The organism is Streptomyces sp. NBC_01431, assembly GCF_036231355.1.
Classification (GTDB): Bacteria; Actinomycetota; Actinomycetes; order Streptomycetales; family Streptomycetaceae; genus Streptomyces.
In genome coordinates, this window is the sequence record NZ_CP109496.1 from 715,080 (window position 1) to 739,737 (window position 24,658).

Below are 24,658 nucleotides of genomic sequence, written 5' to 3' on the forward strand. Positions count from 1 at the left end.
AACCGGTCAGCAGCGCCCCGGCCCGCCGTTTCCGCCCGCCACCGCCACCCGGGGGGTGTCGTCCGCGTTGAGGGTCCGGGGCAGGGGCATCAGGCGTCCGGTCTCCGCGCGCAGAGCGGTGGTGTTGCGCGGGGAGACCCGGCCGAGGGGGGCGGGGGTGAGGACCGACTGGCTCTGGACGTACGCGACGAACGATTCGAAGTCGCGGGTGTGGCGCACCGGTTCGGTGTGGTTGAGCAGCGCGGGGTAGTCGTCCGCGCCGATCAGGGTGTACGCCGTCGTGGCGAGCCGGTAGGTGGCGTGTGGATCGAGCGGGGTGCCGTCGATGAGGACGTCCGCCGGGTTCACCCGGTTTCCGGCCGACCCGGCGGCGTCGAAGGTGTACCGCACGTTGTGCGACACGGCGAGCGGCGCGTAGGTGAGGACGGTGCCCTTCATCGCCCACTGCTGTTCCAGCGCGTCGTGGATGGACTGGCCGGTGACGGTGGCCGTGAGGATGGGGTTTCCGTAGCCCACCGCATTGAACGCCTTGCGGTAGGAGACCGCGCCCTGGGTGGTCGCGTCGAGGGTGAGGTCGGTGTTGATGACGCTGGGCCCCTGCCGGGGGGCGAGCGCGATCAGAGCCAGGTCGGCGGGGACGTTGGAGTAGATGTTCCCGGTGTCGAACGGGTCCAGGGGCTGTGCCCCGGCCCACAGCGCCCAGTCCGCCGCGAGGTTGCCCATCGTGCTCTCGCCCGAGCTGTTGAGGGTGCGGGTGAACGACGCGGTCTGCCGGCCGATGCGGGTCGCGCCCCGGTTCTGGGCGTATCCGGTCCAGTAGTCGGCGGTGTCCTTGAGGTCCTGATCGGGCGTCACGTCATGGGTGTTGGGGTGGTTGGTCGACGTGGTCAGGGCCCGTACGACGCTGCCGGTCACCGGGTCGAGGCGGAGGTTGATCTCGTTGATCATCTGCGCGTGGCAGCCCGCCTCGATGAACGGGCGGGGCCGGCCGGCCGGGTCGGGCACCATCATGTTGAACGCGCAGTGCCAGTGCCCGGTGACGATCGCGTCGATGTCGGGCGACGCGGCGAGCGCGAGGTCGTAGGCGGGACCGGTGGGCTCGGTGCCGCTGTTGAAGTCGCTTCCGGCCACCGCCCCGTCGTGCATGCTCAGCACAATCGCGTTGACTCCCTGCGACTTGAGGAGCGCCGCATAACGGTTCGCGGTCTGCAACTCGTCCAGCATGCGCAGCGCCGTCTGGAATCCGGTCGAAGAGGTTTCGGTGCCGGTGACGGTGAGATGAATGAATCCGATCGGCAGCCGTCGGCCGCCCGGCCCCTGAACCCATTCCACATTCACCGGGGGAAGGACGGTCTTTCCCGAATTCCCCCACAGCATGTTGGCGCAGTAGTAACGGAAGTTCGCGCCGGGAAAGGTCCGCCCGGTGGAATCGGGGAAGCTGTTGGTCCAGCCCGAGCCCGTATACGGTCTGCCCTGCTCCATATGGTCGATCATGAAGCCGGGGGTGCGGTCGAACTCGTGGTTACCCGCCGTCGCGAAGTCGAGCCCCATCCGGTTCAGGGCCTCGATGGTCGGCTCGTCGGCCAGCGTCTCGGCCGGGAACTCCCAGCCGGAGAAGAGGTCCCCCGGCGCGAAGAAGATCGAGTTGGCGCGTCCCGCCCGCAGGGCCTTCAGGTGCGCGGCGAGGTAGGGCACTCCGCCGACGACGAACTGCTCGCCGCCCGCGCCGGTGATGACCGCGTCCCCGGCGGGCGGGGCCTGTAGATAGCCGTGCAGGTCCGTGATACTGAGCAACTGCACGTCCACGTACTCGGATGCGCTCGCGGCGTCGTGTGCGTGGCCGGTGGCCAGGGCCGGAGTGCCCGTTGCCGCCATCGTCACGAGTGATCCCGCCACAGTCATGAAGCTGCGCCGACCCACGCCCCACATATCGACTCCCTCATTCGAAGCTACGCGACCACGCCGGGAGCGGTGTTCCGGCTCCCCACCTGGCGGCCTGAAGAACTACGCGACTCGAATCCGCTGATCGCGGGCACAAGGAATACAACACAACCCGAGGGCCGAACCCATGACACGCCGCCGCCGGGCATCGACCAGCACCCGCGAGCTGCCGACGACCGCTACTCAACCGTACGAAGGGCACGGAAAGAAAAAGACGCGCGGAACTCGCAGGATGTGTCACATGACCAGTTGCTGAACTGAAATCAGGAAGCCTCAACCCTGCTTGGACACCGGCAGGGTGAATATGGGTCAACCTCTCGCGGAATGCGTCCGTGCCAGGGATCCCATTTCGCATTCCGGAGCGAGGGGCACCTGAGAGGGGCTGGGATTGATCTCTCCTCATCGAAGGCCGCCCTTCCCCGGTCCCGCGGCTCACTCCGCCGACGGGCCACCGCTTCCCGCGCCACGGTGTGCCCGACTCCGTTCACAAAGCTGTGCCCATGGGGATTCTCCCCCGCAGCCGCTCGCTCAAATCGGCGCTACCTCAAGGGAGTTGGGGTCGGCAGGGGGAAATTGACCACGGCGGCCAGAAGCGCGGGCCGGCGGGGGTCAGGACGAGAGGGACCGTGCGACCCGGAATCCCACGTCGTCGATGCGGAAGGTGGGGTGGCTGCGGCGCCGTACCGATGCCCGGCAGCTCCAGGGTTCGTCGAACCATCCGCCTCCACGCAGCACCCGGTAGCTGCCGTAGACCTCGGGGTCATACAGGTCCCAGCACCACTCCCACACATTGCCCAATGTGTCGTACAGGCCCCACGGGTTGGGGATCCTGCCACCGACGTCGTGAATCCGGTCGTGCGCGTTGCCCCGGTACCAGGCGATCTCGTCGAGCGGCCCGTAGCGCGCTCCGGCCGTACCCGCACGGCACGCGTACTCCCACTCGGCTTCGGTCGGCAGTCGGTAGCCGTCGGCGGAGGTGTCCCACTCGACGTCCTCCGAGTCGCCCTTCAGGCGGTAGGCGGGCGCCAGTGCCTGCTGCCGGGACAGCTCGTTGCAGAAGGCGACCGCGTCCAGCCAGGAAACGCCCTCGACGGGCAGCCGGTCGCCCTGTGCGACGCTCGGCCGCCGACCGGTGACCTGTGCGTAGCGCGCCTGAGTTACCGGGAACGCCGCCAGTCGGCAGGCCTCGACCTCGACGGTCCACCTGCGTTGGGTGCGCCGGTCCGCCAGCGTCACCTGCCCCGCCGGGATGGCGATCATCTGCTCTGCCGCTACCGCGCCCACATCCATGATCGGACGAGCCTAGCAACGCCCCGCGCGGGGCCGGACCGGTGCGAACGGACTCAAGGCGCGCGCTTCGCCGGGGCCAAGAGCTGGTCCTCGCACGTCCGGACGCCCGGGACGGGCGCGGCGCGGAGAAGGAGCCGCGGGGCCCGACAGCCGATCCGGGCGCCCGGAGCAGATCCGTTGATCACCGTCACCCGGTTCAACTCCCTCGGCGACAGGCTGGAGTTGAGACGCACGAAGGCGGCGAAGCTCTCGAAGTCGCGGGTGTGGCGGACGGCTTCGGTGTATCCGCTCAGAGCGGGATAGCCGTCCGCGCCGATGAAGGTGTACGAGGTCGAGGCGAGCCGGTAGGTGGCACCGAGGTCGAGCGGGACGCCGTTGATGAGGACATGGGCGGGGTGGACGCGGCCGCCGGGGGGCGCGGCCGCGTCGAAGGCGTAGCGCACGTTGGCGGAGACGGCGAGGGGCGCGTAGATGAGCTGCGTGCCCGACAGGCTCCATTGCTGTTCGAGGGCGTCGTGGATGTGCTGCCCGGTGACGGTTGCGGTGACGATCGGGCAGCCGTAGCCGACCGACCGTCGGACCTGGTCGAAGGTGATGGTCCCGTCCGACGAGGCGTGGCGCGGCAGGCCCCTGCTGATGACGCTGCGGCCGATGCGGGGTGCCACGGCGATCAGGGCCAGGTCGGCGGGCGTGTTCGGGTGGATGTTCCCGTTGTCGAAGGAGTCGGGCTTCTGTCGGCCGGCCCACAGGGCCCAGTCGGCCACCAGGTTTCCCATCGGGCTCTGCCCCGTGGGGTTGAGGCGGTCACTGAAGGAGGCGGTGACGCGGCCGACGGGGGCGGTGCTGCGCCGGATCGCGTAGCCGGTCCAGTAGTCGGCGACCTCCTTGAGTGCCGGGTCGGGGGACACGTCGCGGGTGTTGGGGTGGTTGGTGGAGGTGGTCAGGGCGCGCACGACCGCGCCGGTGCGCGGGTCGAGCCGGAGGTTGATCTCGTTGATGATCTGCCCGTGGCAGCCCGCCTCGACGAAGGGGCGGGGCTTGCCGCGGGGGTCGGGCAGCATCATGTTGAACGCGCAGTGCCAGTGCCCGGTGACGATCACGTCGATGTCCGCCGAGACGGTCAGCGCCAGGTCGTAGGCGGGCCCGCTGGGGCTCGTGCCGGCGTTGAAGTCGTCACCGGCCACGGCTCCGTCGTGCATGCTCAGGACGATGGCGTTGACGCCGCGTGCCTTCAGGTCCGCGGCGTACCGGTTGACGGAGGCGACCTCGTCCAGTGTCGCGAGCGCGGGCTGGAAGGAGGTGGAGAAGCGTTCCGTGCCCAGCGTCGTGAGGTGGATGAAGGCGATCGGCAGGCGCCGCCCGCCCGGCGCGGTGACCCATTCGATGTTGTACGGGGCGAGCACGGGGCGCCCGCTGTGCCGCCAGACGGCGTTGGCGCTGTAGTAGCGGAACTTCGCGCCGTCGAACGGATCACCCTGGGAGTCCTGGAAGGAGTTGGTGTTCCCCATCCCCGGGTACGGGATGCCGTGTTCCATGTGGCCGGTCAAGTAGCCGGGCGTGCGGTCGAATTCGTGGTTGCCCGCCGTCGCGAAGTCGAGGCCGAGCCGGTTGAGTGCCTCGATGGTGGGCTCGTCGCCCAGCGACTCCGCGTCGATCGTCCACCCCGAGAACAGATCACCGGGAGCGAAGAAGAGCGAGTTGGCACGGCCCGCGCGCAGCCGTTCCAGATGGGCCGCCAGGTAGGCCACCCCGCCCACCCGGTATACGCGGCCGCCCGCTCCGGTGATCCGGGCATCCTCCGCGGGCGCGTCCTGGAGGAAGCCGTGCAGGTCGGTGATGCTGAGCAGCTGCACGTCCACGTACTCGTACGCGCTCGCGGCGTCCCGGGCGTGCGGGGTGGCGAAGGCGGGCGCCCCGGTCGCCACGAGGGCACCGAGCGATCCCGTCGCGGTCATGAAACTGCGTCGGCTGAACTCGCGCACACCGGCCCCCGTCTCGGGTGAAGGACTCCCCCGCGCCCGGGGACACGCGTCGGACACGCGTCGCGACGGACGCGTTCCTTCGCCCCCGTGGCGCAGGGATCAGGCGCGCCCAACCTAGATCGTCGGCGGGTGGCGGACACGCTTACGCGGCGGTAGGGAGCGGCCGTGTCGCGGACCGGCCGCTGATCCCGTTCACCGGAACGCCGCGCTGTTGCGCGCCGCCCAGTCGGCGAAGGTGCGCGGCGGGCGGCGCAGGAGCTGCTCCACTGCCGGGCTCACCCGCTGCTCGGCGGGCGACGGTTCGCCCAGGATGCCGAGGGTGCCGTCCACGACCGGTTCCGGCATGAACCGCGAGAGCTCCGCCCGCGCCGCGTCGCGGCTCAGGGCGACGAACCGTATGGGGCTTCCCACCGCGTCGCCGATGGCTCGCGCCTGTTCGCGCGGGGAGACCGGCGCCGGGCCCGTGAGCTCGTAGGTGCGCTCCGCGTGAGCGGGGTCGCGCAACGCCAGGGACGCCACTTCCGCGATGTCGGCCGGGTCGACGGCCGGCAGCCCGGTGTCGGGGAAGGGTGCCGCCACGGTGCGGTGGGAGCGGACCGACTCCGCCCACATGAAGGCGTTGGAGTGGAAGCCGCCCGGTCGCAGGATCGTCCATCCGAGACCCGACCGCCGCACCGCGTCCTCGAACGCCGCGAGGTGCAGATGGGAAGCCGCGCCGGGCCGTGTGCCGACGATCTGGGAGGACTGCAGGACCACGCGTCGCACCCCGCCGGACTTCGCCGCGTCGAGGACGCGGTGCGGGTCCACGTGTTCGCTGCCTCCGGCGATGAGGAGGTGGAGCGCTTCGGCTCCGTCGAGGACGGACGCGAGGCCGGCCGGATCGGCCAGGTCGGCCGCGACGTGACGCACTCCATCCAACGGGTGTGAGGAGGAAGGGAGTTGACGCGACACGGCGGTCACTTCCTCGCCCGCGGCGGCGAGCGCCCGCACCAGCGGACGGCCTACGTTCCCGGTTGCTCCGGTTACTACGATCATGATCAGTCCTGGGTTCGGTGGTCGGTGGGGGCGTACTGTTCGGAGGTCACGGGCGCGCTCATGGCCTGCGGCCGTACCAGGCCACGAGTCGGTCGATGTCGGGGGCGTCCGCCGCGACGTCCACGACGGCGCCGAACGGCACCCGGCCTCCGCGCGGTTCGGCCGGGACGGCGCGGTGCATGGCGGCGACGGCTGCGGCCAGCACGGCCGGATCCCAAGCGGGCTGCTGTCCGGTCGCGGTGGCCAGGTCCCAGGTGTGGAGGGTGAATTCGGTGCTGTACCGGCCGAGGACGGCCGCGCCGGTCAGCGCGCCGAACGGCAGTCGCAGCACTCGGCTCAGGGCTTCGGGTCGCGCCCATGCGGCAGCGGTTTCCCGCGCGGCGGCGTCCCAGGCGGTCTGCCACGCGCCGTCGGCGACGTCCGCCGCGAGTCCGGGCAGCGCGAAGGGGTCCTCGCCCCGCCCCATCGCGGCGACCCTGCGCAGTACGGCGACCAGGTGGCTCGCGAGGTCGCGGACGGTGTAGCCGGGGCAGGGGGTCGGTGCGTCGTACTGGTCGGGCGCGAGGGCGGCGATGGTGCGTCCGGCCAGGGTGACGGCCTGGGCGAAGTCGCGGGGGACGTTGGCGGTGGAAGCGGCGGCGGAAGCCGTTGCGGGGTGCGCGGTTTCGGTCATGACCTCAGCATCAAGGCTTAATTGGCCATCTTCTGGCCAGTTTTCCGGCGAGAATGATCCCCATGCGAGCTGACCGCTTGGTGGCGACCCTGTTGTTCCTCCAGACCCGTGGCCGGGTGACCGTGGCCGAGCTGGCGGCAGAGCTGGAGACCTCCGAGCGCACCGCGCGGCGCGACCTGGAGGCGCTCGCCGCATCCGGTGTCCCGGTGTATTCGCAGCGCGGGCGCGGTGGCGGCTGGTCGCTGGTCGGCGGCGCCCGCACGGACCTCACCGGGCTGACGGCCGACGAGATCCGTGCGCTGTTCCTGGTCGCGGGGCCGCTGTCGACCACGCCCGCCTCGCGTACGGCGCTGCGCAAACTCGTCCGGGCCCTGCCGTCACCCCTGCGTTCCGGCGCCGAAGCCGCGTCGCGGGCCCAGATCTCCGACGGCCTGGACTGGTCGCGCTCCCCCGTCGCGGCCCAGGGCTCGCACCTCGACGCGCTCCGGCACGCCGTGGTGGACGGCATACAGGTCCGGCTCGGGTACGCCCGCCCCGGCAGCCCCGCCGGCGAGCGGACGGTGCATCCGCTGGGCCTCGCGTCCAAGGCGGGCACCGAGTACCTGGTGGCGGGCACCGACCGGGGGATGCGGATCTTCCGGCTCAGCCGCATCACCCACGTTGAACCGACCGGCACTCCCGTCGTGCGGCCGGACGGCTTCGACCTCGCGGAGGCCTGGCGGTCGCTGGCCGCACGCATGGAGGACCGCATGCTCTCAGCGACCGTCCAGGCCCACGCCGATGCGGACGCCGAACCCGTCCTGCGGGGACTGTTCGGCAGCCGTCTGCGCATCATGGGCCCGCTGCCCAACGGCCGGATGGAGATCGAAGTTGACGGACCATCAGTAGAGGTCGTCGCCGCGCAGATGGCCGGGCTCGGCCGGCGTGTCGAAGTCCTGGCGCCCCCAAAGGCCCGGCAGCGGCTCGCCTCCCTGGCCGGGGAACTCGCCGCACTCTACGGGCCTGCGGGAAACGCCCCCACGGCGGCGGCCGGGGGCTCGGGCGGCCCGGAGCACTCCCGCACCCCTCACCCCGCTTGACCACCACCGGGTCCGATGCGCGAGGCGCGCTCCAGGAGGAGTTCCTTCTCGCGTGCGTTGCCCGTCAGAGCCGCGGCTCGTTCGAACTCGGCACGGGCCTCCCGCGCCCGCCCGAGGCGCAGGAGGAGGTCTCCTCGTACGCTCGGCAGCAGGTGGTAGCCCTTCAGGGCCCCTTCACCGCGCAGCGCGTCGACCAGTGCGAGCCCGGCGGCGGGGCCCTGCGACATCGCGACGGCGACCGCCCGGTTCAGCTCGATCACGGGCGACGGCGTCAGTTCGACGAGGCGGCCGTACAGTGCGGCGATCGACGCCCAGTCGGTGTCCTCGTAGCGGGTCGTGTGCGTGTGGCAGGCGGCGATGGCGGCCTGCACGGAATACGGCCCGTCGCCCGCGCGCTGGAGAGCCTCGATGCCACGCCGGATGAGCAGGCGGTTCCACTGGTTGCGGTTCTGGTCGGCGAGCAGCACGGGCTCGCCGTCGGGCCCCGTACGGGCCGCGATGCGGGAGGCCTGAAACTCCAACAATGAGGCCAGGCCGTGGACTTCGGGCTCCTTCGGCATCAGGGACGACAGCACCCGCGCCAGCCGGAGCGCGTCCTCGCACAGCGCCGGGCGCACCAGGTCGTCGCCCGCCGTCGCGGAATACCCCTCGTTGAAGATGAGGTAGATGACTTCGAGCACGGAGGAGACGCGGGCCTCGCGGTCGGCGCCGTACGGCACCTCGAAGGGGACTTTGGCCTCGGCGAGGGCGCGTTTCGCGCGGACGATGCGCTGGGCGACGGTCGGCTCCGGGGCCAGGAAGGCGCGGGCGATCTCCTGTGTCGTCAGGCCGCCGAGCAGTCGCAGGGTGAGCGCGATGCGGGCCGGGGTGGACAGGACGGGATGGCAGGCGGTGAAGATGAGCCGCAGCAGGTCGTCGTCGATGCGGTCCGGATCGTCCAGGTCAGCCTGGTCGGGCGGCGGCACGTCCTCCATCGCCCGGCCGACCTCGGCCAGCTTGCGGGCGTACGTCTCCTTACGGCGTACCAGGTCGATCGCGCGGTGCTTGGCGGTGGCCATGAACCAGGCGCCCGGCTTGTCCGGGACGCCGGACGCGGGCCACTGCTCCAGGGCGGCGACCAGAGCGTCCTGGGCGAGTTCCTCGGCGATGCCGACGTCCCGGACGATGCGGGCGACTCCCGCGATGATCCGCGCCGACTCGATCCTGAATACCGCTTCGACCGCTTCGGTCGCGCTTGCTGCCGTCACGGCCACCCATCAGAACAGCCCCACGGGAACGGGGCAAGCTCGGCCGTTCGCCCCTGGACCGGCCTCGCGAACTCGCCCGGGTGTGAGACTCGGGACATCGAGCCGCGAGGGGGAGCACATGCGTATCGGAGAGCTGTCGGAGCGCACCGGCACATCGCGTCGGCTGTTGCGCTACTACGAGGAGCAGGGCCTCATCGTCTCCGCCCGCTCCTCCAACGGCTACCGCGATTACGGCGAGGACTTCGTGGACCGGGTCATGCAGATCCGGGGGCTGCTCGACGCCGGGCTCCCGACGCGCATCATCAAGCAGATCCTGCCCTGCCTCGACAAGCCCAGGGTCATCCATTTCCCGGACGCCACGCCGGAGATGATCGCCACTCTGACGCTCGAACGCGATCGGATGACGCAGCGCATCGCCTGCCTGATCCGCAACCGTGACGCCGTTTCCGAGTACCTCGACACGGTGACCGGCACCATCAGCGCCGACCCCACGCCTGAAGCGTCCGGGATGCGTTGACGCCGGGAGCGCCTCGCTGCCTCACTGGGAGGCATCTGGATGCACCGGCCCACCATTCAGGTATGTGACCACTGATCAGTATTTCAGTCAGCATGCCTGCACTGGACGCCCCGTGGACATGTCAGGGATTCGCGTGCAGGATACGGAACTCCGCCACCCGAGAGGTGTCCAGTCATGAACCGACGTCAACTCCTCTTCAGCAGCGCGGCGTTGGCCGCCGCAGTCCCCCTTGCCTCCGCGCCCGCCGCCGTCGCCCACGCCCGGCTGCCGCGCCGGGACGAAATCGTGGCCGTCCTGCGCCGGGTCGCCGACCACTGGATCGGCGCGCACGCCGACCCCGGCGACAACGGCTGGGCGCGGGCCACGTTCTTCAGCGGTCTGATGGCCCTGCACCGGATCACGGGCGAGGCGCGCTATCTCGCCCATGCGCAAGGCTGGGCAGAGAGTCACTCCTACGGCCTCATCGGCGGCGTCACGACCCGGCACGCCGACAACCAGTGCGCGGGCCAGGCCTATCTCGACCTGTACGCCGTCGAGCCCGATCCACACAGACTCGCGGCCATCGAGGAGTGTCTGCGCCGCATGGTCTTCGTCGACCGGCCCGACAAGGATGACGACTGGTGGTGGGCGGACGCGCTGCACATGGCGATGCCGCCGTTCGCCCGGATCGCGGTGCTGCGCGGCGACTACGCGTACGCCGACAAGCTCTACCGGCTCTACCTGCACGCCAAGCGCGCCGAGGGGGGACCCGGGCTCTGGGATCCGGCGCTCGGGCTGTGGTTCCGCGACAAGAAATTCGTGCCCGGCCTGCCGGGAGCCGTCACCTCGCCGTCCGGGAAGCCCGTGGTCTGGTCGCGCGGCGACGGCTGGGCGGCCGGCGCCCATGTCAAGACGCTCAAGGCGCTCCCGCCGGGCGCACCGCACACCGACGAGTACCGCGCGACCCTCGCCCAGCTGCTCGGCGCGGCCGGGCGGGTGCAGCGGGCCGACGGCTTCTGGAACGTCAATCTCGCCGACCCCGCCCATTTCCCCGGCCCCGAGACCAGCGGCACGGCCTTCCTCACCTACGGCACCGCGTACGCGGTCCGGACCGGGCTCGTCGGCCACCGAGCGTTCCTGCCGGTAGCCGCGCGTGCCTGGCAGGGCCTTGTCACCACCGCCGTGCACCCTGACGGTTTCCTCGGATACGTCCAGGGCGTCGGCGACCGCCCCGACTCCAGCCAGCCCGTCACCTACGACACGACCGCGGACTTCGGCGTCGGCGCGTTCCTCCTGGCGGGTACGGAGCTCGCCGCGCTGTGCCAGGCGGGCGCCGGGCGGGCGGTCTCACCGTACCCCTCGGCCTCTTGACAGCCCGGTGCTGGAACGGATCGGCCGCCATCGCTATCTACTCTCCTGAGCACCCCTGAGCGGTGCCACCCGGGCCGTCATGCCCGATGCCCGGGTGTACTTCTGGCAGAGAGTTCTATCGACCCATGGGTCTCACGAGTAACACCGTGCTGGCACTGACCGTGCTCTGCGCCGTGGTCATGTTCACGGTCACCATTTGGCTGTGGCCGCGCATGGCACGTCAAAACTGGAAAACCGTTCTGGGCCGGCTGGGGCTGCTGCTCGCCACTCAGGTGCTGGTGTTCGCCGCCGTGGGGCTCGCGACGAACAAGTCCTTCCTGTTCTTCGGCTCGTGGACGGACCTGTTCGGGCAGGAGCAGGGCGTGGGTGTGGTCGTCGACCACTCCGCCCAACTGGGCTCCGGAATCCAGGAGATCCTCTCGCCGGCCGCCTCGGCGCGCTAGCGGGAACGTCACGGCCGCCCGTCGGCTCCTGGACCCGGACCCCGGCGCCGCGGGCGGCTCGTGCGGTCGAGCCGCCCGCGGCGCTCCGCTCAGCGGCGTCGGCTCCCCAGCGCGCGGGCCAGCAGACCACGGGGGCGCGCCGCCGGAGCGGGGGCGGCCACCTCTGTGGAGTCGAACCCCGCGCCTTCCGCCTCCGGCCGCACCGGACCGAGGGGCTGCGGTGGAGTCGGAGCCTGGGCCTTCTTGCCGCTGATCCGGATGAGCGGCGCACCCGCCACCTCTTCCACCCCGTGCCACAGGTCCGTGCGGGATGCGAGCCACTCCAGCAGTTCGGCCCGTACCGGCTGCGCGTCACCCCAAGTCCCGTACGCCTTCGTGCCGGTGATGCAGATGAGCTTCAGCTCCTTGGTCGCGACCGCCTCCCAGACGGCCGCCGCCACCCCCGGGCAGTGCTCGGCCCGGAAGTCGTCGAACGCCACGATCGCGTCGGGCCCGGCCAGTTCCCTGGCGGCCTCGATGTCGCCGTGCACGTGCTCGTACAGGTGCGAGGCGTCGATGTGGATGAACCGGCAGCTGTCCGGCCGGAGCCGGGAGGCGATCACCGATGTCGGCGCCTGGACGACGGTGGGCAGTTCCGCATGGAAGGCGAGGTAGTTCGCCTCGAAGGCGCGGCGGGTCAGTGTCGCGTACGACCGGCCCATCTCCGCGCTGTTGGGATCGTCGGGAGCCGGCGAGTCGAAGAGGTCGCAGACCGTGAACTCCTCGCCGGGCCGCAGGTACCCACCGAGGAAGATCGCGCTCTTGCCCAGATAGGCACCGAGTTCCAGCAGGTCTCCGGCCTGACGCGGGGCCTTGTCCTGACGCGTCAGGAACCAGTCGAAGAGCAGTTGATCGGCCGGCCAGAACCAGCCTTTGACATCGGAGAAGCGGGCCGGGGACGCGGCCGGAGCACTCGTCGTTTGTGACATGGCCCGGTCCTACTCCTGCCAGATGACCGGCAGATGGCCATGGGACGTGGCCCGGACAACCCGCCCGCCACCATCGGGTTTCCGCACTCGTCGCAATCGGAAGGACACCCTGGGTAATGGTCGACCGCGCGTCACATATCTCATATCGGATACATCTACACATAAAGCCCAGATAAGAGCACAATGGGACAGCGACATCCTGTCGCCAGCGCGGCCAGACGTGCAGAGTTTTCTAGAAGGAGGCGAGTCGGATGGCCGACGTCTCACACCGCCCCGGTGATATCTCCGGGCACCCCGATGTGTCGGAGATGCGGGACCGCTACGCCCGCGTGATGGAAACCCGAGGTGTTGCGGCGGTCGAGGAACTCGTGATCCTCGCCGGAATCTACGCCGCGATTTCCGGCTGGACGGTCCACTTCTCGGCAGCGAAGCCGACCTTGGCTCTCAGCAACCTGGTCGTCGGCATAGCCCTCGCGGTCCTGGGTCTGTGCATGTCCATGGTCCCCGAGAGGTCCGCGGACCTCAACTTCGTGGTCCTGTTCCTCGGTGCCTGGCTGATCGTCTCCCCGTGGGTCGTCGCGCGTAGCGCCGGCACCGGAGCGATCCTCAGCAACGTCATCACCGGCGCCTGCGTGTGCCTGTTCTCGCTCGTCGCAGGCGGCATGCTGATGACAAGGTCCCGTAGGACACCGTGAACCCAGGCGTCCGGCCCCTTTCCGGTGAGGCCCGGTCTGTCGTACGGCACCTCATGGAACCCCGGTCGCGGCGCACCCCTCGTAGGGCGCCCGCGCTCAACTCCCGGACTTTGATCCCGAGTTGGCGCGGGCGTCGCCGGTCCGGGGCCCGGTGGTACGAACCCATCTGACCTCGCCGTCCTGCCACACCGCGCTGGGCGTGAGGCCGCAAGCGGCGGCCACGGCGGCGGACGCGCGGTGTTCCGGATGAACGTGGGCGATGACCGACGACACACCCTGTCGACCGAGCCACGCGACGAGCCCCCGGGCGGATTCGGTGGCGATCTTCCGGCCCTGCCACGGCGTGCCCACCACCCAGGCGATCTCGGCGACGACGTCGTGCCCCGCGGGCCCGATCGTCGCCTGGACGGTGCCTGTCGATCGGCCCTCTTCGCGGAGTCGGATCACCCAGTTCAGCCAGGTCACCGCGGGATCGGGAGAGCCCGCTGTCATGCGCTCGTAGCGCGAGCGGAGGGCCTCGGCCGTGTCCGGGGTGCCACCGATGAAGGTGTGCAGAGCGGGGTCGGAGAGTACGGCGGCCATCTCCTCGGCGTGGGCGACACGGAGCGGCAGCAGGTCGAGCCGCTCGGTCCTGATGGGCCCGGCCACGATGGCCTCGGTATTCACGCTGAACCCTCCTCCCGTCGCGCCCCCCCAAGTACCGGGCTCCCGCGCGATCTTGACAGCATGCGAACGGGCGCACCGGAACGCAAGGGGGCTTGCGGCCAGACCTGGATCCGTGATGGCCGTTGCGCGTCTGGTGCGACCCCGCCCCCGGGGGCGAAGATGCTCCCCACTCGACCACGGGCGGAGGGAGGCAGCGGGAATGCGGGGGACAACGATTCCGGCGGCCGACGGCGAAGCCGCGTTATCGAGGGAGCTGCGAGAGGCTCATCGGCCCCAGGCACCGCGCCGCCCCCGTGCGGGCCCGAGCCCTCGCCCGACCTGCCAACTCTGCGGGGCGAACGCCGTAGCCCAGGCAGCCCGCCCTTCCTGCGCGGCCCGGCTTGCTGTGGGCGGGCCCGGTGCGGCCGGACTCGGAATGGCCCAGCTCCATATGGCCGGGCCGGGAACGGCTGGGCTCCGTGGGGCCGACCCACAGGTGGCTCACCCGCACGCCCAAGTGACCCACCCCCCTGCGTCCCGCCTCCCCGCAGTTCACCGCCCATGTGAGGCCGGTCACAGCTCGCGGGGGCCTCCGGGAGTACCCTTGCGCCATGCCTCCGCTCGTTCGACGCCGCCACGTGGACTACGTCCGCGTTACGAGCATGGCCTGTCGCACCTACCGCTGACCCAGGCCCCCTTTTCACCTCCCCGTGCCTCCGCGGCGCCCGCCCCACCCCGGCGGAGCCGTGACCGCGCCCACCCGCGCCGGCCGGGGCATATCCCAGCGGATGGCTCTCATGTCGCACGTGTCCTCGTCGCAGCTCCCGATCATCGACCTCTCCGCCGCCGACCGCGGCCCCGAGTCCCGCAGGCGGCTGCACTCCCAGCTCCATGACGCCGCTCACGGCGTCGGCTTCTTCCAGCTCGTCGGGCACGGCGTCACCGACGCCGAGACCGCCGCGCTCAACGACACCATGCGGGCGTTCTTCCGGCTGCCGGAAGCCGACCGGCTGGCCATGGACAACGTCAACTCGCCCCACTTCCGGGGCTATACGCGCATCGGCGACGAGCGCACCGGCGGCTCGCGCGACTGGCGCGACCAGCTCGACATCGGCGCGGAGCGCCCGGCCCGGATACCCGGCGCCGGCGAGCCCGCGTACTGGTGGCTGGAGGGCCCCAACCAGTGGCCCACCGCCCTCCCCCAGCTGCGCACCGCGGCACTCACCTGGATCGACCGCCTCAGCGCTGTCGCCGGGAAGCTGCTGCACGAGCTGCTCGCGGCGATCGGCGCGCCCGGGGACTTCTACGACGACGCGTTCGGCGACCGCGCCCATCTGCACCTGAAGCTGGTCCGCTACCCGGGCAGCGCCGAGGACGGCACCGCCCAGGGCGTCGGCGCCCACAAGGACTACGGCTTCCTCACCCTGCTCCACCAGGACACCGTCGGCGGGCTTCAGGTCCAGCGCGACGACGGCCGCTTCCACGACGTGCCGCCGCTGCCCGGCGCGTTCGTCGTGAACCTGGGCGAGCTGCTCGAAGTCGCCACCAACGGCTATCTGCTCGCCACCAACCACCGCGTGGTGAGTCCGCCCGGAGCGACCGAGCGCTTCTCGGTGCCGTTCTTCTACAACCCGCGCCTCGACGCCCGCATCGAGCCGCTGACCTTCCCGTACGCGGCGCACGCGCCCGGCGCCACCGCGGACCCGGCGAACCCGCTGTTCGCCGAGTACGGGCGCAACGAACTCAAGGGCAAGCTCCGCGCCCACCCGCTCGTCGCGGCCCGCCACCACGCGGACCTGCTGCTCACCGAGCGCCCGCTCGCGGGATCCGCAGTGGCTTCGTGACGACGCCGCGTCAGCCGTCCCGAACGATCTCCGCGAGGTACCCGTCCGCGCTCGCCGGATCCATCAGCCAGTCGCGGTAGTCGAGCGGGTCGGCGTACCCGTTGGTGAAACGGTGGGCGATCGCCGGGTACTCGAAGGCGGCTCCGAGCAGCCGTCCGAGATGATCGGCCGGTGGCTGATGCAGCATCAGATCCGTGAAGGCGTGCACGTGTTGCGCGTGATCCCAGTACTCCTCGAAGGTCTGGCGCATCCAGGGGCCGTCGAACGGGAGGGTGCCGCGCCGCACGATCGCGTCGAGGTAGTGGGCCGCGGACCGGGCGGCGTTGTTGGCGCCCTGGCCGGTGATGGGGTCGTTGACGACGACCGCGTCCGCCATGCCCAGCACGTACTGGCCGTCGCCCAGCGCGGCGACGCCGTGCCGGACAGCCGGGGTGACCGCGCCGTACAACGCGGCCCCGGCGTCGGTGGGTTCGGACTTGGCGAAGCGCTCGTACTCCCAGGGCGCGTACACGCGCAGCAGGTCCAGGGCCCGCCGCAGCCCTTCCTCGGGAGCCGGCCGATCGCCCCAACAGTCGTACGGGCCACCAAACTTGCCCTCGATGAGGAGGATGTCGCACCTGCCGCCCACGGTCAGCGCCCGCATGACGATGGCGTCCCCGACCGGCGAAACGCCTGTGACGCGCGCGTACGCGTCGGACGCGGCGCCCAGGCCTTCGACGCCGGATGCGTAGAAGCAGGCGAGGGTGCGCTGGGGGCTGTCGTAGAGGGAGCGTTGTGCGTCGCGGCCGAACAGGGAGGAGAGGGCCCCTCGGCCGGTGGCGATGACCGTGAGGTCGTGGCGCCCGGCGATCACGGGGAGTTCCTCGGCGCCGACGGCCCGGTATTCGACGCGGCCGCCGCGCGTCTCGAACAGCTCAAGCCAGACCGAGAGTTTCAGCCGTTGGTCCACCGAGCGGACCTCGTCGTCGAAGGAGGCGGCGAACCGCGACCGGGACGCCTGTGCCGCCGGGTCCCATTGGGTCATCTCGAAGCCGCTCATCACGGGGGCCAGGTCGTCCCAGAGGTTCAGCCCGGCAGCCCGTTCCAGGGCGAGGGCCGGCCCGAACATCAGCTGTGTCGACATGACCCTGCCGTTCCGGACCTCGTCCGCGGTGCGCTCCGACACCACCGTCACGTCGTAACCCGCGCCTTGCAGCCCCAGCGCCAGCTGAAGCCCGGCCTGCCCCGCCCCGATGATCGCGACCCTGCGCACGTGCGCCTCCACCCGGTCCGCACCCCGGCGGCCGCCGGGGTCGCTCCACCGTTGTACTGGGTCGCGGGCGCACCTGCATAGACGACCTCGGGCAAACGGGACGCTCCTGCGCTTCGGAGCCGCCAACCCCATGACCTCTAGGATTGCCGCCATGAACGACCCGGACCCCGCCGCCCCTCCCCCTCCGCCCGGCTCCCGCGATCCGGAGCTCGGCTTTCCGCCGCCCGGCGAGGTACTGCACCGGCTCCGTACGCGCAAGGGCATGTCGCTGCGCCAAGTCGCCGCCGAGTGCGGGCTCTCGGTGTCGTTCCTCGCCTCTCTGGAGCGCGGCGAGACGGATATCGCGCTGGAACGGCTGGGCCGTCTGGCCAAGGTGTTCGATCACGACGTCGGCTCGTTCCTCGGGTTCTCCCGGGGCCGGGCCACACCCTCCCTCTACCCGCGCGAGAAGCAGGAGGTCCTGCACCGGGCACCCGGCGTCGTCTATCGGGTGCTGCGCGCCCCGGAGCTCGGATACCAGGTGGTCACGGGCGACTTCGCGCCCCGCAGTGCCCTCGTCGACGACCTTCAGCACGAGGGCTCGGACCTCATCACGGTGACTCGGGGCGCCTTGGTCGCCCGGTACAACGGCGTCGACCACCAACTGCGCACCGGTGACTACGTCCAGTGGTCGGCCGGTCACCCGCACAGCTTCCGCAACGACACCGACGAGCCCGCCCAGATGATCGCCGTCCTGTTCTCCAGTCTCTACTGATCCAACCGGCCGCGACCGGTACCCCCACACACTCCAACTGCCCTGCGGACACGTGTCCGTGGGGCTTTTGGCTGCGTGGGCACATGACCTCGTACGGAAGCCCCGACTCCACTCGGATCAGCCACGCACTACTCGCGGCGAGCAATATTCTGCACTACAGTGCGTTTTAACGCACAACCCAGGCACGCCGTGCCCCTCAGTCACGAAGGTGAGGCCAGCAACCGATGACCAACGTCGCAGTGATCAACTACGGGCCGCGGCTCGACTACCCCGCGATGCTTTCCGAACTCACCGACAGGCTCCATGTGTTCAGCCACCACGAGCTACGGAACACCCAGGGGTTGGCCCACTACGAATTCGTCGAGGACTGCGAGTCGGTGCCCTACGCGGAGTTGATGATCCGACGCCTGGCTCGCGACGAGCCGTTCACCCACGTCATCACGGACAATGAGTACGACCTCGAACGGGCCGCCCGTCTCCGCGAGGAATTCGGCATTCCCGGTCAGTCCTCCGCGAGCGCCTTGTCCTTCCGCGACAAGCTGGTCATGAAGGAAACCGCGAGCCGCACCGTCGCCACGGCTCGCTTCGCCCGCCTGGAGACGGTCGCCGACCTGACCCGATTCATCGAGCGGTGCGCGTACCCGGTCGTCGTCAAGCCGGTGAAACAGGGTGGGTCACGGGACATCGTGGTGCTGCGCGGCGATGAGGATCTCGTCGCCTTCAGTCGGCGGCCTTGGCGCGACGACCTCATGGCCGAGGAGTTCATCGAGGGCCCCATGTACCACGTGGACGCGGTACTGGGCCACGGATACCGGTTCGTGGCGTCCTCCCGGTACCTGCGCAGCTGCCTCGGGGTGTTCTCCGGACAGAACAACGGCTCGGTGCAGCTGCATCCGCAGGACGCATTCGCCAGGCGCCTTGAGGAGTTCCTCGACCGTACACTGGAAGCCTTCGACACCCCGGACGTCAGCGCGTACCACCTGGAAGTCTTCCACACACCTGAGGACGAACTCGTGTTGTGTGAAATCGCCTCGCGCATCGGAGGCGACCGCATTCCCCTGCTGACCCGAACCACCTACGGCGTGGACCTGCACACCACGTTGCTGCGCCAGTTGTGTGACCTGCCCGTCGACCCGCCGCCGACGGCTCCCCCGGCCGAAATACACGGCTCGGTGTCGATCCTTCCGCAGGGCCGTCCCGTGCGGGCGCCCGGCCGGCCGCCGTTCGAGTGGGTGCGGCACTACGAGGTGAACGAACAGCTCGCGCCGGACGCGGTGACCCTCCACAGCGCCTCCCACCTGTGCTTCGTCGTCGTGTGCGGTGCCGACTCGGCGGAAGTGGAACAACGCCTCCTGCAAGCCGAGGCCTGGCTCCTCGCACGCCTCGAAGGGCCTGCCATGGAACCTGAGTTGACGATGCATCAGGTCTGATGAGCGCGGTTCCGCTACGTCCGGAATTGCCGGAACAGCCAGCCCTGGTACGACGCCCACAGCGGGCCGGTGAAGTCGGCGCACGCTCTGGTGCACATCGTCGTGGACAAGTACCGCCGGAACAGGGCTTCCTTGCGCCGGGCCGCCCGCAGTGCCACGTTGGGGCGCAGCGCGGTGATCGAGTAGCCCCGGTATCCGACGACCGTGGGCTTCGGCCCCGGCACGGAAGCGGCGGCCGCTCGCGCGAAGCGCGCCGCCACCTCGTGATCGCTGTGATCGCTCCGGGGGCCCCTTCCGTAGTAGGTGTTCCGATAGTCGAGGGTGCGTACGGTCCTGGCGTGCGAGTCCGCGATCATCCAGGACAGCATCGCGGTGAGTTCCTTGGTGTCGTAACTCGCGCTGCGGTCAATGGCCGTGATGCGGCGGATGCGTCCCCTTTCGAGTTTGAGGAGGCTCTGCCCCGCCTGTGCGCGGGTGCCGGAGCCGTCGTGAAGGCCGTCGGGGAGGCGGAGGAAGGCGACGCGGATGCCAGGGTGACCGGCCGGAGTCAGCGCGAACGCGCGGATCGTGCGCGCGGAGTGCGCGCGGTCGCCGCGGCGCCAGTCGTTACGTACGCCCGCCATCAGGGCATACGCACGGCCGACGCCCTGCTCACGCCGTTCCGCGTACCCGTAGCCGATGCTTCCCGCATCGCCCGCGGTGAGGTACGCGACGTCGAGACAAGCTCCCCGGCTCCAGTCGTCCACCAAGTCCGGACTCATGAAGAGGAGATCGTCGTCCTCGTGCGCCACGGCGGCGAACACCGTGCCGCGGCAGGGGGTGGGGGCCGCCGCGGAGGAACTCGCGGGGACGGCCACCTGCCCCCACAGCGCGATGGCCGTGCCGCATGCTGCCACGACGCACCGGATTGCGATTTTTCTCAGCCGAGCCGCTGTCCCGTTCACGGGACGGATTATCGGTGCAGAGCCCACTCGGGTCCTGGATTTGCCCCCGGGCGTGCCGCGAGCGCCAGCTCATCGGGGGCCCTGTCCGCGTGGTGGTGCGGTCGGCCGGGCCCACCGTGCCGTCGCGGTCAGGCGGCCTCCACGGCCACCCGGACGTTGGCGCGCGGCCGGGTGTAGAGGCGGCCGCGGACCTCGCCGCGGGCCAACCGGTCCATCGCCGCCGGGAGTTCGTCGAAGGGGACCTCGTGCACCGTGGGCTTGAGCGCCCCGCTCGCGATGAGGTCGTACACCTCGCGCAGTTCGTCCTTGCTCGCGCCGAGGGAGCCGACGAGCCTGACGTTGCGCAGCACCAGGGAGGCGGTGGGGATCGGCGCGACGGCGCCGCCGAGCCCGACGAGCACCACACAGCCTCCCGGGCGCACGGCCTCCACGGCGGCCGCGACCGTCGAAGGGACACCGGCGAAGTCCACGATGACATCGGGGTTCTTGGCCGCGAGCTCCCGGGCGTCCTCGAAGCACGCGACAGCTCCGGCCTCCTTCGCCGGAGCGTGGGAGGCCGGGCTGATGTCGACTCCGTAGACGGTCGCGCCCAGCAGATCGGCGATGCGGACGCCGTTGAGGCCGAGGCCGCCGAGACCGATGACACCGACCGTCTGCCCGTCTCGCACCGATCCGGCCGTGCGTACCGCGTGGAAGGCGGTGGCCACCGCGTCGGTCGCGACGGCGGCTTCGGCGAACGTCACGTTGTCGGGGATCCGCACCAGCGTTGATGCGTGGGCCAGTTCCTGCTCGGCGAACGCACCGTCGTGCGCCACGCCGGGCGCGAACATGGCCTCTTCGATCGGGTGCGTGACCAGCGCGATGCCCACCCGGTCGCCCACCGTGAACTCGTGCACGCCGTCACCCACCGCGGAGATCACGCCCGCACCTTCGTGGCCGAGCGTGACCGGGGGTGTGACCGAGAGGTCTCCCAGGTCCATGCCGCTCATGATGTGCAGGTCCGAATGGCACAGCCCGGCCGCTTCGATGTCGACGACCACCCATCCCGGTCCGGGCTGCGGGTCCGGAACCGTCTCCAGCACGAGCGGACGTCCCGCACCGGCGAACCTCATGGCCTTCATCTCTGCATCCCGCCTTCAGCCGCACATCGCACAGATGTTCCCTGCGCTGGTGGTTGAATTCCCGACACTCCTGCATTTTATGCGTATGAATCGTTTCTGCACGGAGCGGACGAGTATGCCGAAGTTCGTGTCGCCCAGAGGCGAGAGCAGAACGGCGGGCCGCCCCCACAGTGTTGGGCGGCCCACCGTCGTCGGCCTGTGTGCGGTGGCCCCATGATGGCGGGCCGCATGTCGGTCAGGTGCCGTTGACCTCCAGCTCGTAGATGCGGGCGGCCTGATCGCTGTTCTGCGTCGGTGTGATGACGGCGAGCCGCACATAGCGGGCCGCCGTTGTCACCGGGCTGGTCGTGGAGTCGGCCGTGTTGGCACGCACCTGAGCCACCGTGGTCCAGGTAGTGCCGTCGGCGGAGGCACTCAGGTCGAAGTCCTTGGTGTTCCAGTCCGCGCTCTCGCCTCCCGCGCCCGCATGGCGGACGGTGATGGAGCTCAGCGGGTGGGACGCGCCCAGATCGACCTGGAGGTTCTTGGTGCCCGACGCCTTCGAGCACCACTTGTCGCTCGTGCCACCGGTGAAACTGCCGTTGACCGCCTTGTCCGGGGTTTCCGAGGAAGCGCACGGGGCGGAGCCGGTGGCCGGCCGGCCGATCGCCAGGTCCCGGCTCCCGGTACCCGACCCGTAGACCTCCAACTCGTAGACGCGGGCCGCGTCGCTGCCGCCGCCGCTCGTGTTCGACGGGTCGGAGATGGCAAGCCGTACGTAACGGGCCGACCGGGGGGTGACGGGATGGTACGTACGGCTGGAGCGTGAGCCGGTGACCGTGGCCGCGGTGGTCCAGGCGGTGCCGTCGGTGCTGGTCTGGAGCTGGAAGGCACCGGTGTTCCAGCCGGTGTTCTCGCCGCCGAGCCCGGCGTGTTTGACCACGAACGAGGACACCGTTCGCAGGGATCCGAGATCGACCTGGAGCGAGGGGTTCGACGCGGCCGAGCACCACTTGCTGTTGTTCGCCAGCGAGCCGTCCACCGCCTTGTCGGCCGATTCCGCCGTGGCGCAGGTCGCCGATGAGGTCACCGGCTTGCCGAGTGCGAGGTCGGTGCCGAGTTCGGGTGCGGCGGGCACCGGGGTGGCACCGTCCTGGAAGGACGGCGGCACGTCCGAGGCGCCGGTCCCCCAGGTGCTGCTGGGAGCGCCGCCCATGGTGTAGGTGAGGGTCGCACCGCCCGCGACGTCCGGATAGCGCAAGTAACTGTGGCTGGTGGACACGCCGTTGACATTGAGGCCCTGCACATAGGGCCCGGACCCCGAGCTGTTGATGGTGATGTTGCCGGCCGGGCGCTGGATCAGGATGGACGGGAACTGCGGACCGTGCAGCGCGAGTGTGTCCGCGCCGGGTGTGGCCGGGTACATGCCGAGTGCGGCCCACACATACCAGGCCGAGGTCGCGCCCAGGTCGTCATTGCCGGGCAGCCCTCCCGCACCGGTGGTGAAGGACTCCGACATGACCTTCCGCACCGCGTCCGTGGCGCCTGCCGGATGGCGCGCGTAGTCGTAGGCCCACGGCACGCCGTGCTCGGGCTCGTTCCCTATGTAGTAATAGGGCCTGCTCTGGCCGGCGTTGACCTCGGTGAAGTGGTGGTCCAGGCGCTGCACGGCGGTCTGTGGTCCGCCCATCGAGTTGATCAGGCCGGAGAAGTCGTAGGGGACCATCCAGGTGTACTGGGAGGCGTTGCCCTCGGTGAAGGTGGACTGGCTCGCCGGATCGAGCGGCCAGCTCCATGAGCCGTCGCTCTTGTGCTGCTGCACATACGAGGACTCGGAGTTGAAGGTGTTGCGCCACCACTGGGCGCGCCCCATGTGTGTCGTGTAACTCGACACGTCGCCAAGCCCCTTGGCGAACTGGGCCACCGCGAAGTCGGATGCCGAGTATTCGAGGGAGTCGGAGGGGTCGTCGAGATAGTGCAGGCTCGTGTACGTGGACTGGCGGCCACGGATGGCGCTGCCTTGTGTGGTTCCGCCGTTGGACGCCTTCTCCATGAGAGCCAGTGCGGCCGAGGTGTCGAAGTCGCGGGCCCCGAAGGCGTACATGCTGCTGACGATGATCGGGCCCGGGTCGCCCGTCATGACGAAGTCCTCGTTCGTCTGCTGCGACCACTTCGGGAGCAGTCCGCCCTGCTGTCCGTCCAGAACCATCGACTTGGCGATGTCACTGGCCTCGGTGGGCGCCATCAGCGCGATGAGCGCCGCCCAGGAGCGGTAGATGTCCCAGCCGGAGTAGTTCTGGTAGACCGGCCGGGCCGAGTGGTGCACCGCGTTGTCGAAGCCCCGGTAGTCGCCGTTGACGTCGCTGGAGACGTTGGGGCTCTGGAGCACGTGGTACAGCGCGGTGTAGAACTTCTGGCGGTCGGTGGCGCTGCCGCCGGAGACCTGGAGCCGGTTGAGCATCTGGTTCCAGGAGTCGTCGGCCGCGGTGCGCACCGCGCCGAAGTCCCAGCCGTTGTTCTCGGCGGTCACATTGGCTTGGGCGCCCGCGACGCTGACGTAGGACAGGCCCACCTTGAACTGGACCGTCGCGTTGCTCGTGGTGTCGAAGGTGACGTAGGCGCCGGTGTTGGCGCCGGAGGCGTTGGCCGAGCCGTCGGTCACGGTGCCGCCCGACCAGGTGCCGAAGCCCGTCGGTGCCCGGTCGAAGCGCACGTCGAAGTAGATCTGGTACGTCTTGGACGAGCCGCAGAACCCGCCGGCGGTCACGCTTCCGGTCAGCTCGTCGCCGTTGACGCGCACCGTTCCGGCGCGGTTGCCCGTCGCACTGCGCCCGGTGTTGATCAGTAGACGGGACGTCGTGGATGCGGGATAGGTCAGCTTGCCCATGCCGGTGCGCGTGGTGGCGGACAGCTCCACGTCGGTCGCGTACCGGTCCAGGCGGGTCTTGTAGTAGCCGGGCTTGGCGACTTCGTTCGCCTTGGTGTAGCCGGAGGCGTAGCTGGTCCAGTTGGTGCCGGGAGAGGCGCCGAGCGCGCCGGTGACCGGCAGCAGCGGGAGGTCCTCGTTGTTGGCGCAGCCGGCGCCGTCGAAGTGGGTGAGACTGAAGTCCTCGACGGAGGTGTCCTTGAAACGGTAGCCGGATGGCGAGGCGGTCGGGGTGTCGGGGCTGAACTGCACGCCACCGAACGGGACCACGGCCCCCGGGTAGGTGCTGCCTCCCGCGCCGCCGGGCACGGGGTTGGGGGCGCTGCTGTCATCGGTGCCGATGTACGGATCGACGTACTGGGTCAGCGGGAGTGTCCCCGCGTGAGCGGGGGCCGCTGCCAGGCCGACGACTCCTAAGGCGGAGAGCGCGAGCGCACTCAGGGCGCTGACACATCTGGACCGGACCGGGGATCCGGAGGAAGAGGGCACGGAGCGGAGCACGAGGGGGGACCACCTTCTCGCAAAGGACCGCTCGCCGTCCGG

At 70.2% G+C, this 24,658-nt stretch carries 19 protein-coding genes and 1 pseudogene; 8 read left to right on the forward strand and 12 right to left on the reverse strand.

What is annotated here, in order from left to right; all coding sequences use genetic code 11:
• Positions 1-6 precede the first annotated feature (6 nt).
• The 5 genes from OG522_RS03515 to OG522_RS03535 form a co-directional block, all read right to left on the reverse strand.
• Positions 7-1,875 carry a bifunctional metallophosphatase/5'-nucleotidase gene (locus OG522_RS03515; RefSeq protein ID WP_443074814.1) on the reverse strand — a complete coding sequence of 623 codons (1,869 nt, stop codon included), beginning with the start codon at positions 1,873-1,875 and terminating at the stop codon, positions 7-9.
• A 675-nt stretch (positions 1,876-2,550) separates the two neighbouring features.
• Positions 2,551-3,231 (reverse strand): formylglycine-generating enzyme family protein, encoded by a 681-nt coding sequence (locus OG522_RS03520; RefSeq protein WP_329461432.1) that lies wholly within the window; start codon positions 3,229-3,231, stop codon positions 2,551-2,553.
• A gap of 53 nt (positions 3,232-3,284) precedes the next feature.
• Positions 3,285-5,186, reverse strand: coding sequence for a bifunctional metallophosphatase/5'-nucleotidase (locus tag OG522_RS03525; protein WP_329461433.1), 1,902 nt, complete (start codon positions 5,184-5,186; stop codon positions 3,285-3,287).
• Between the two features lie 219 nt (positions 5,187-5,405).
• Positions 5,406-6,248, reverse strand: coding sequence for an SDR family oxidoreductase (locus OG522_RS03530; protein ID WP_329461434.1), 843 nt, complete (start codon positions 6,246-6,248; stop codon positions 5,406-5,408).
• A gap of 58 nt (positions 6,249-6,306) precedes the next feature.
• Complete coding sequence (locus OG522_RS03535; protein ID WP_329461435.1) at positions 6,307-6,921, reverse strand: TIGR03086 family metal-binding protein; 615 nt, start codon at positions 6,919-6,921, stop codon at positions 6,307-6,309.
• A gap of 62 nt (positions 6,922-6,983) precedes the next feature.
• Between OG522_RS03535 and OG522_RS03540 the strand changes: the two genes are divergently transcribed.
• On the forward strand, positions 6,984-8,000 hold the full coding sequence (locus tag OG522_RS03540) for a helix-turn-helix transcriptional regulator (RefSeq protein WP_329461436.1): 1,017 nt from the start codon (positions 6,984-6,986) through the stop codon (positions 7,998-8,000).
• Here the strand turns inward: OG522_RS03540 and OG522_RS03545 are convergent.
• Positions 7,988-9,253, reverse strand: a complete 1,266-nt coding sequence (locus tag OG522_RS03545; RefSeq protein WP_443074655.1) for an RNA polymerase sigma factor — start codon at positions 9,251-9,253, stop codon at positions 7,988-7,990. The genes OG522_RS03540 and OG522_RS03545 overlap by 13 nt on opposite strands.
• Before the next feature lie 112 nt (positions 9,254-9,365).
• Between OG522_RS03545 and OG522_RS03550 the strand changes: the two genes are divergently transcribed.
• From OG522_RS03550 to OG522_RS03560, 3 genes and pseudogenes are all read left to right on the forward strand, one after another.
• The gene (locus OG522_RS03550; protein WP_329461438.1) at positions 9,366-9,764 is read left to right on the forward strand and encodes a MerR family transcriptional regulator; all 399 of its coding nucleotides are present in this window, start codon (positions 9,366-9,368) and stop codon (positions 9,762-9,764) included.
• A gap of 174 nt (positions 9,765-9,938) precedes the next feature.
• Entirely contained in the window at positions 9,939-11,114 is a 1,176-nt protein-coding gene (locus OG522_RS03555; protein ID WP_329461439.1) for a glycoside hydrolase family 88 protein, read from the forward strand.
• Between the two features lie 125 nt (positions 11,115-11,239).
• Positions 11,240-11,503: pseudogene (locus OG522_RS03560) on the forward strand (esterase); the annotation flags it as partial.
• 143 nt (positions 11,504-11,646) lie between these two features.
• Here the strand turns inward: OG522_RS03560 and OG522_RS03565 are convergent.
• Positions 11,647-12,525 carry a class I SAM-dependent methyltransferase gene (locus OG522_RS03565; protein WP_329461440.1) on the reverse strand — a complete coding sequence of 293 codons (879 nt, stop codon included), beginning with the start codon at positions 12,523-12,525 and terminating at the stop codon, positions 11,647-11,649.
• Positions 12,526-12,776: 251 nt separating this feature from the next.
• Here OG522_RS03565 and OG522_RS03570 point away from each other — a divergent pair, with 251 nt between their 5' ends.
• Positions 12,777-13,220 carry an SPW repeat protein gene (locus OG522_RS03570; protein ID WP_329461441.1) on the forward strand — a complete coding sequence of 148 codons (444 nt, stop codon included), beginning with the start codon at positions 12,777-12,779 and terminating at the stop codon, positions 13,218-13,220.
• Between the two features lie 96 nt (positions 13,221-13,316).
• Here OG522_RS03570 and OG522_RS03575 read toward each other — a convergent pair whose 3' ends face one another.
• Entirely contained in the window at positions 13,317-13,886 is a 570-nt protein-coding gene (locus OG522_RS03575) for a GNAT family N-acetyltransferase (RefSeq protein WP_329461442.1), read from the reverse strand.
• Positions 13,887-14,653: 767 nt separating this feature from the next.
• On the opposite strand from OG522_RS03575, the gene OG522_RS03580 reads away from it, so the two are divergent.
• The gene (locus OG522_RS03580) at positions 14,654-15,709 is read left to right on the forward strand and encodes an isopenicillin N synthase family dioxygenase (protein ID WP_443074815.1); all 1,056 of its coding nucleotides are present in this window, start codon (positions 14,654-14,656) and stop codon (positions 15,707-15,709) included.
• A 10-nt stretch (positions 15,710-15,719) separates the two neighbouring features.
• On the opposite strand, the gene OG522_RS03585 is transcribed toward OG522_RS03580, so the two are convergent.
• Positions 15,720-16,961 carry a styrene monooxygenase/indole monooxygenase family protein gene (locus tag OG522_RS03585; protein WP_329461443.1) on the reverse strand — a complete coding sequence of 414 codons (1,242 nt, stop codon included), beginning with the start codon at positions 16,959-16,961 and terminating at the stop codon, positions 15,720-15,722.
• Between the two features lie 151 nt (positions 16,962-17,112).
• Between OG522_RS03585 and OG522_RS03590 the strand changes: the two genes are divergently transcribed.
• Together OG522_RS03590 and OG522_RS03595 are read left to right on the forward strand one after the other, a co-directional pair.
• Positions 17,113-17,715, forward strand: a complete 603-nt coding sequence (locus tag OG522_RS03590) for a cupin domain-containing protein (RefSeq protein ID WP_329461444.1) — start codon at positions 17,113-17,115, stop codon at positions 17,713-17,715.
• A gap of 224 nt (positions 17,716-17,939) precedes the next feature.
• Positions 17,940-19,145, forward strand: a complete 1,206-nt coding sequence (locus OG522_RS03595; RefSeq protein ID WP_329461445.1) for an ATP-grasp domain-containing protein — start codon at positions 17,940-17,942, stop codon at positions 19,143-19,145.
• A gap of 14 nt (positions 19,146-19,159) precedes the next feature.
• Here OG522_RS03595 and OG522_RS03600 read toward each other — a convergent pair whose 3' ends face one another.
• From OG522_RS03600 to OG522_RS03610, 3 genes are all read right to left on the reverse strand, one after another.
• Positions 19,160-20,041, reverse strand: coding sequence for a PIG-L family deacetylase (locus OG522_RS03600; protein WP_329461446.1), 882 nt, complete (start codon positions 20,039-20,041; stop codon positions 19,160-19,162).
• Between the two features lie 176 nt (positions 20,042-20,217).
• Complete coding sequence (locus OG522_RS03605; RefSeq protein ID WP_329461447.1) at positions 20,218-21,210, reverse strand: zinc-binding dehydrogenase; 993 nt, start codon at positions 21,208-21,210, stop codon at positions 20,218-20,220.
• Between the two features lie 235 nt (positions 21,211-21,445).
• The gene (locus OG522_RS03610) at positions 21,446-24,616 is read right to left on the reverse strand and encodes a GH92 family glycosyl hydrolase (RefSeq protein WP_329461448.1); all 3,171 of its coding nucleotides are present in this window, start codon (positions 24,614-24,616) and stop codon (positions 21,446-21,448) included.
• Between the last annotated feature and the right edge of the window lie 42 nt (positions 24,617-24,658).

Bases quoted from the DNA above. Each gene is read 5' to 3' on its own strand.
- OG522_RS03520 (WP_329461432.1), bottom strand. From the start codon at position 3,231: ATGGATGTGGGCGCGGTAGCGGCAGAGCAGATGATCGCCATCCCGGCG.
- OG522_RS03530 (WP_329461434.1), bottom strand. From the start codon at position 6,248: ATGATCGTAGTAACCGGAGCAACCGGGAACGTAGGCCGTCCGCTGGTG.
- OG522_RS03535 (WP_329461435.1), bottom strand. From the start codon at position 6,921: ATGACCGAAACCGCGCACCCCGCAACGGCTTCCGCCGCCGCTTCCACC.
- OG522_RS03590 (WP_329461444.1), top strand. From the start codon at position 17,113: ATGAACGACCCGGACCCCGCCGCCCCTCCCCCTCCGCCCGGCTCCCGC.
- OG522_RS03540 (WP_329461436.1), top strand. From the start codon at position 6,984: ATGCGAGCTGACCGCTTGGTGGCGACCCTGTTGTTCCTCCAGACCCGT.
- OG522_RS03555 (WP_329461439.1), top strand. From the start codon at position 9,939: ATGAACCGACGTCAACTCCTCTTCAGCAGCGCGGCGTTGGCCGCCGCA.
- OG522_RS03595 (WP_329461445.1), top strand. From the start codon at position 17,940: ATGACCAACGTCGCAGTGATCAACTACGGGCCGCGGCTCGACTACCCC.
- OG522_RS03525 (WP_329461433.1), bottom strand. From the start codon at position 5,186: ATGACCGCGACGGGATCGCTCGGTGCCCTCGTGGCGACCGGGGCGCCC.
- OG522_RS03605 (WP_329461447.1), bottom strand. From the start codon at position 21,210: ATGAAGGCCATGAGGTTCGCCGGTGCGGGACGTCCGCTCGTGCTGGAG.
- OG522_RS03515 (WP_443074814.1), bottom strand. From the start codon at position 1,875: ATGGCGGCAACGGGCACTCCGGCCCTGGCCACCGGCCACGCACACGAC.
- OG522_RS03550 (WP_329461438.1), top strand. From the start codon at position 9,366: ATGCGTATCGGAGAGCTGTCGGAGCGCACCGGCACATCGCGTCGGCTG.
- OG522_RS03580 (WP_443074815.1), top strand. From the start codon at position 14,654: ATGGCTCTCATGTCGCACGTGTCCTCGTCGCAGCTCCCGATCATCGAC.
- OG522_RS03565 (WP_329461440.1), bottom strand. From the start codon at position 12,525: ATGTCACAAACGACGAGTGCTCCGGCCGCGTCCCCGGCCCGCTTCTCC.
- OG522_RS03570 (WP_329461441.1), top strand. From the start codon at position 12,777: ATGGCCGACGTCTCACACCGCCCCGGTGATATCTCCGGGCACCCCGAT.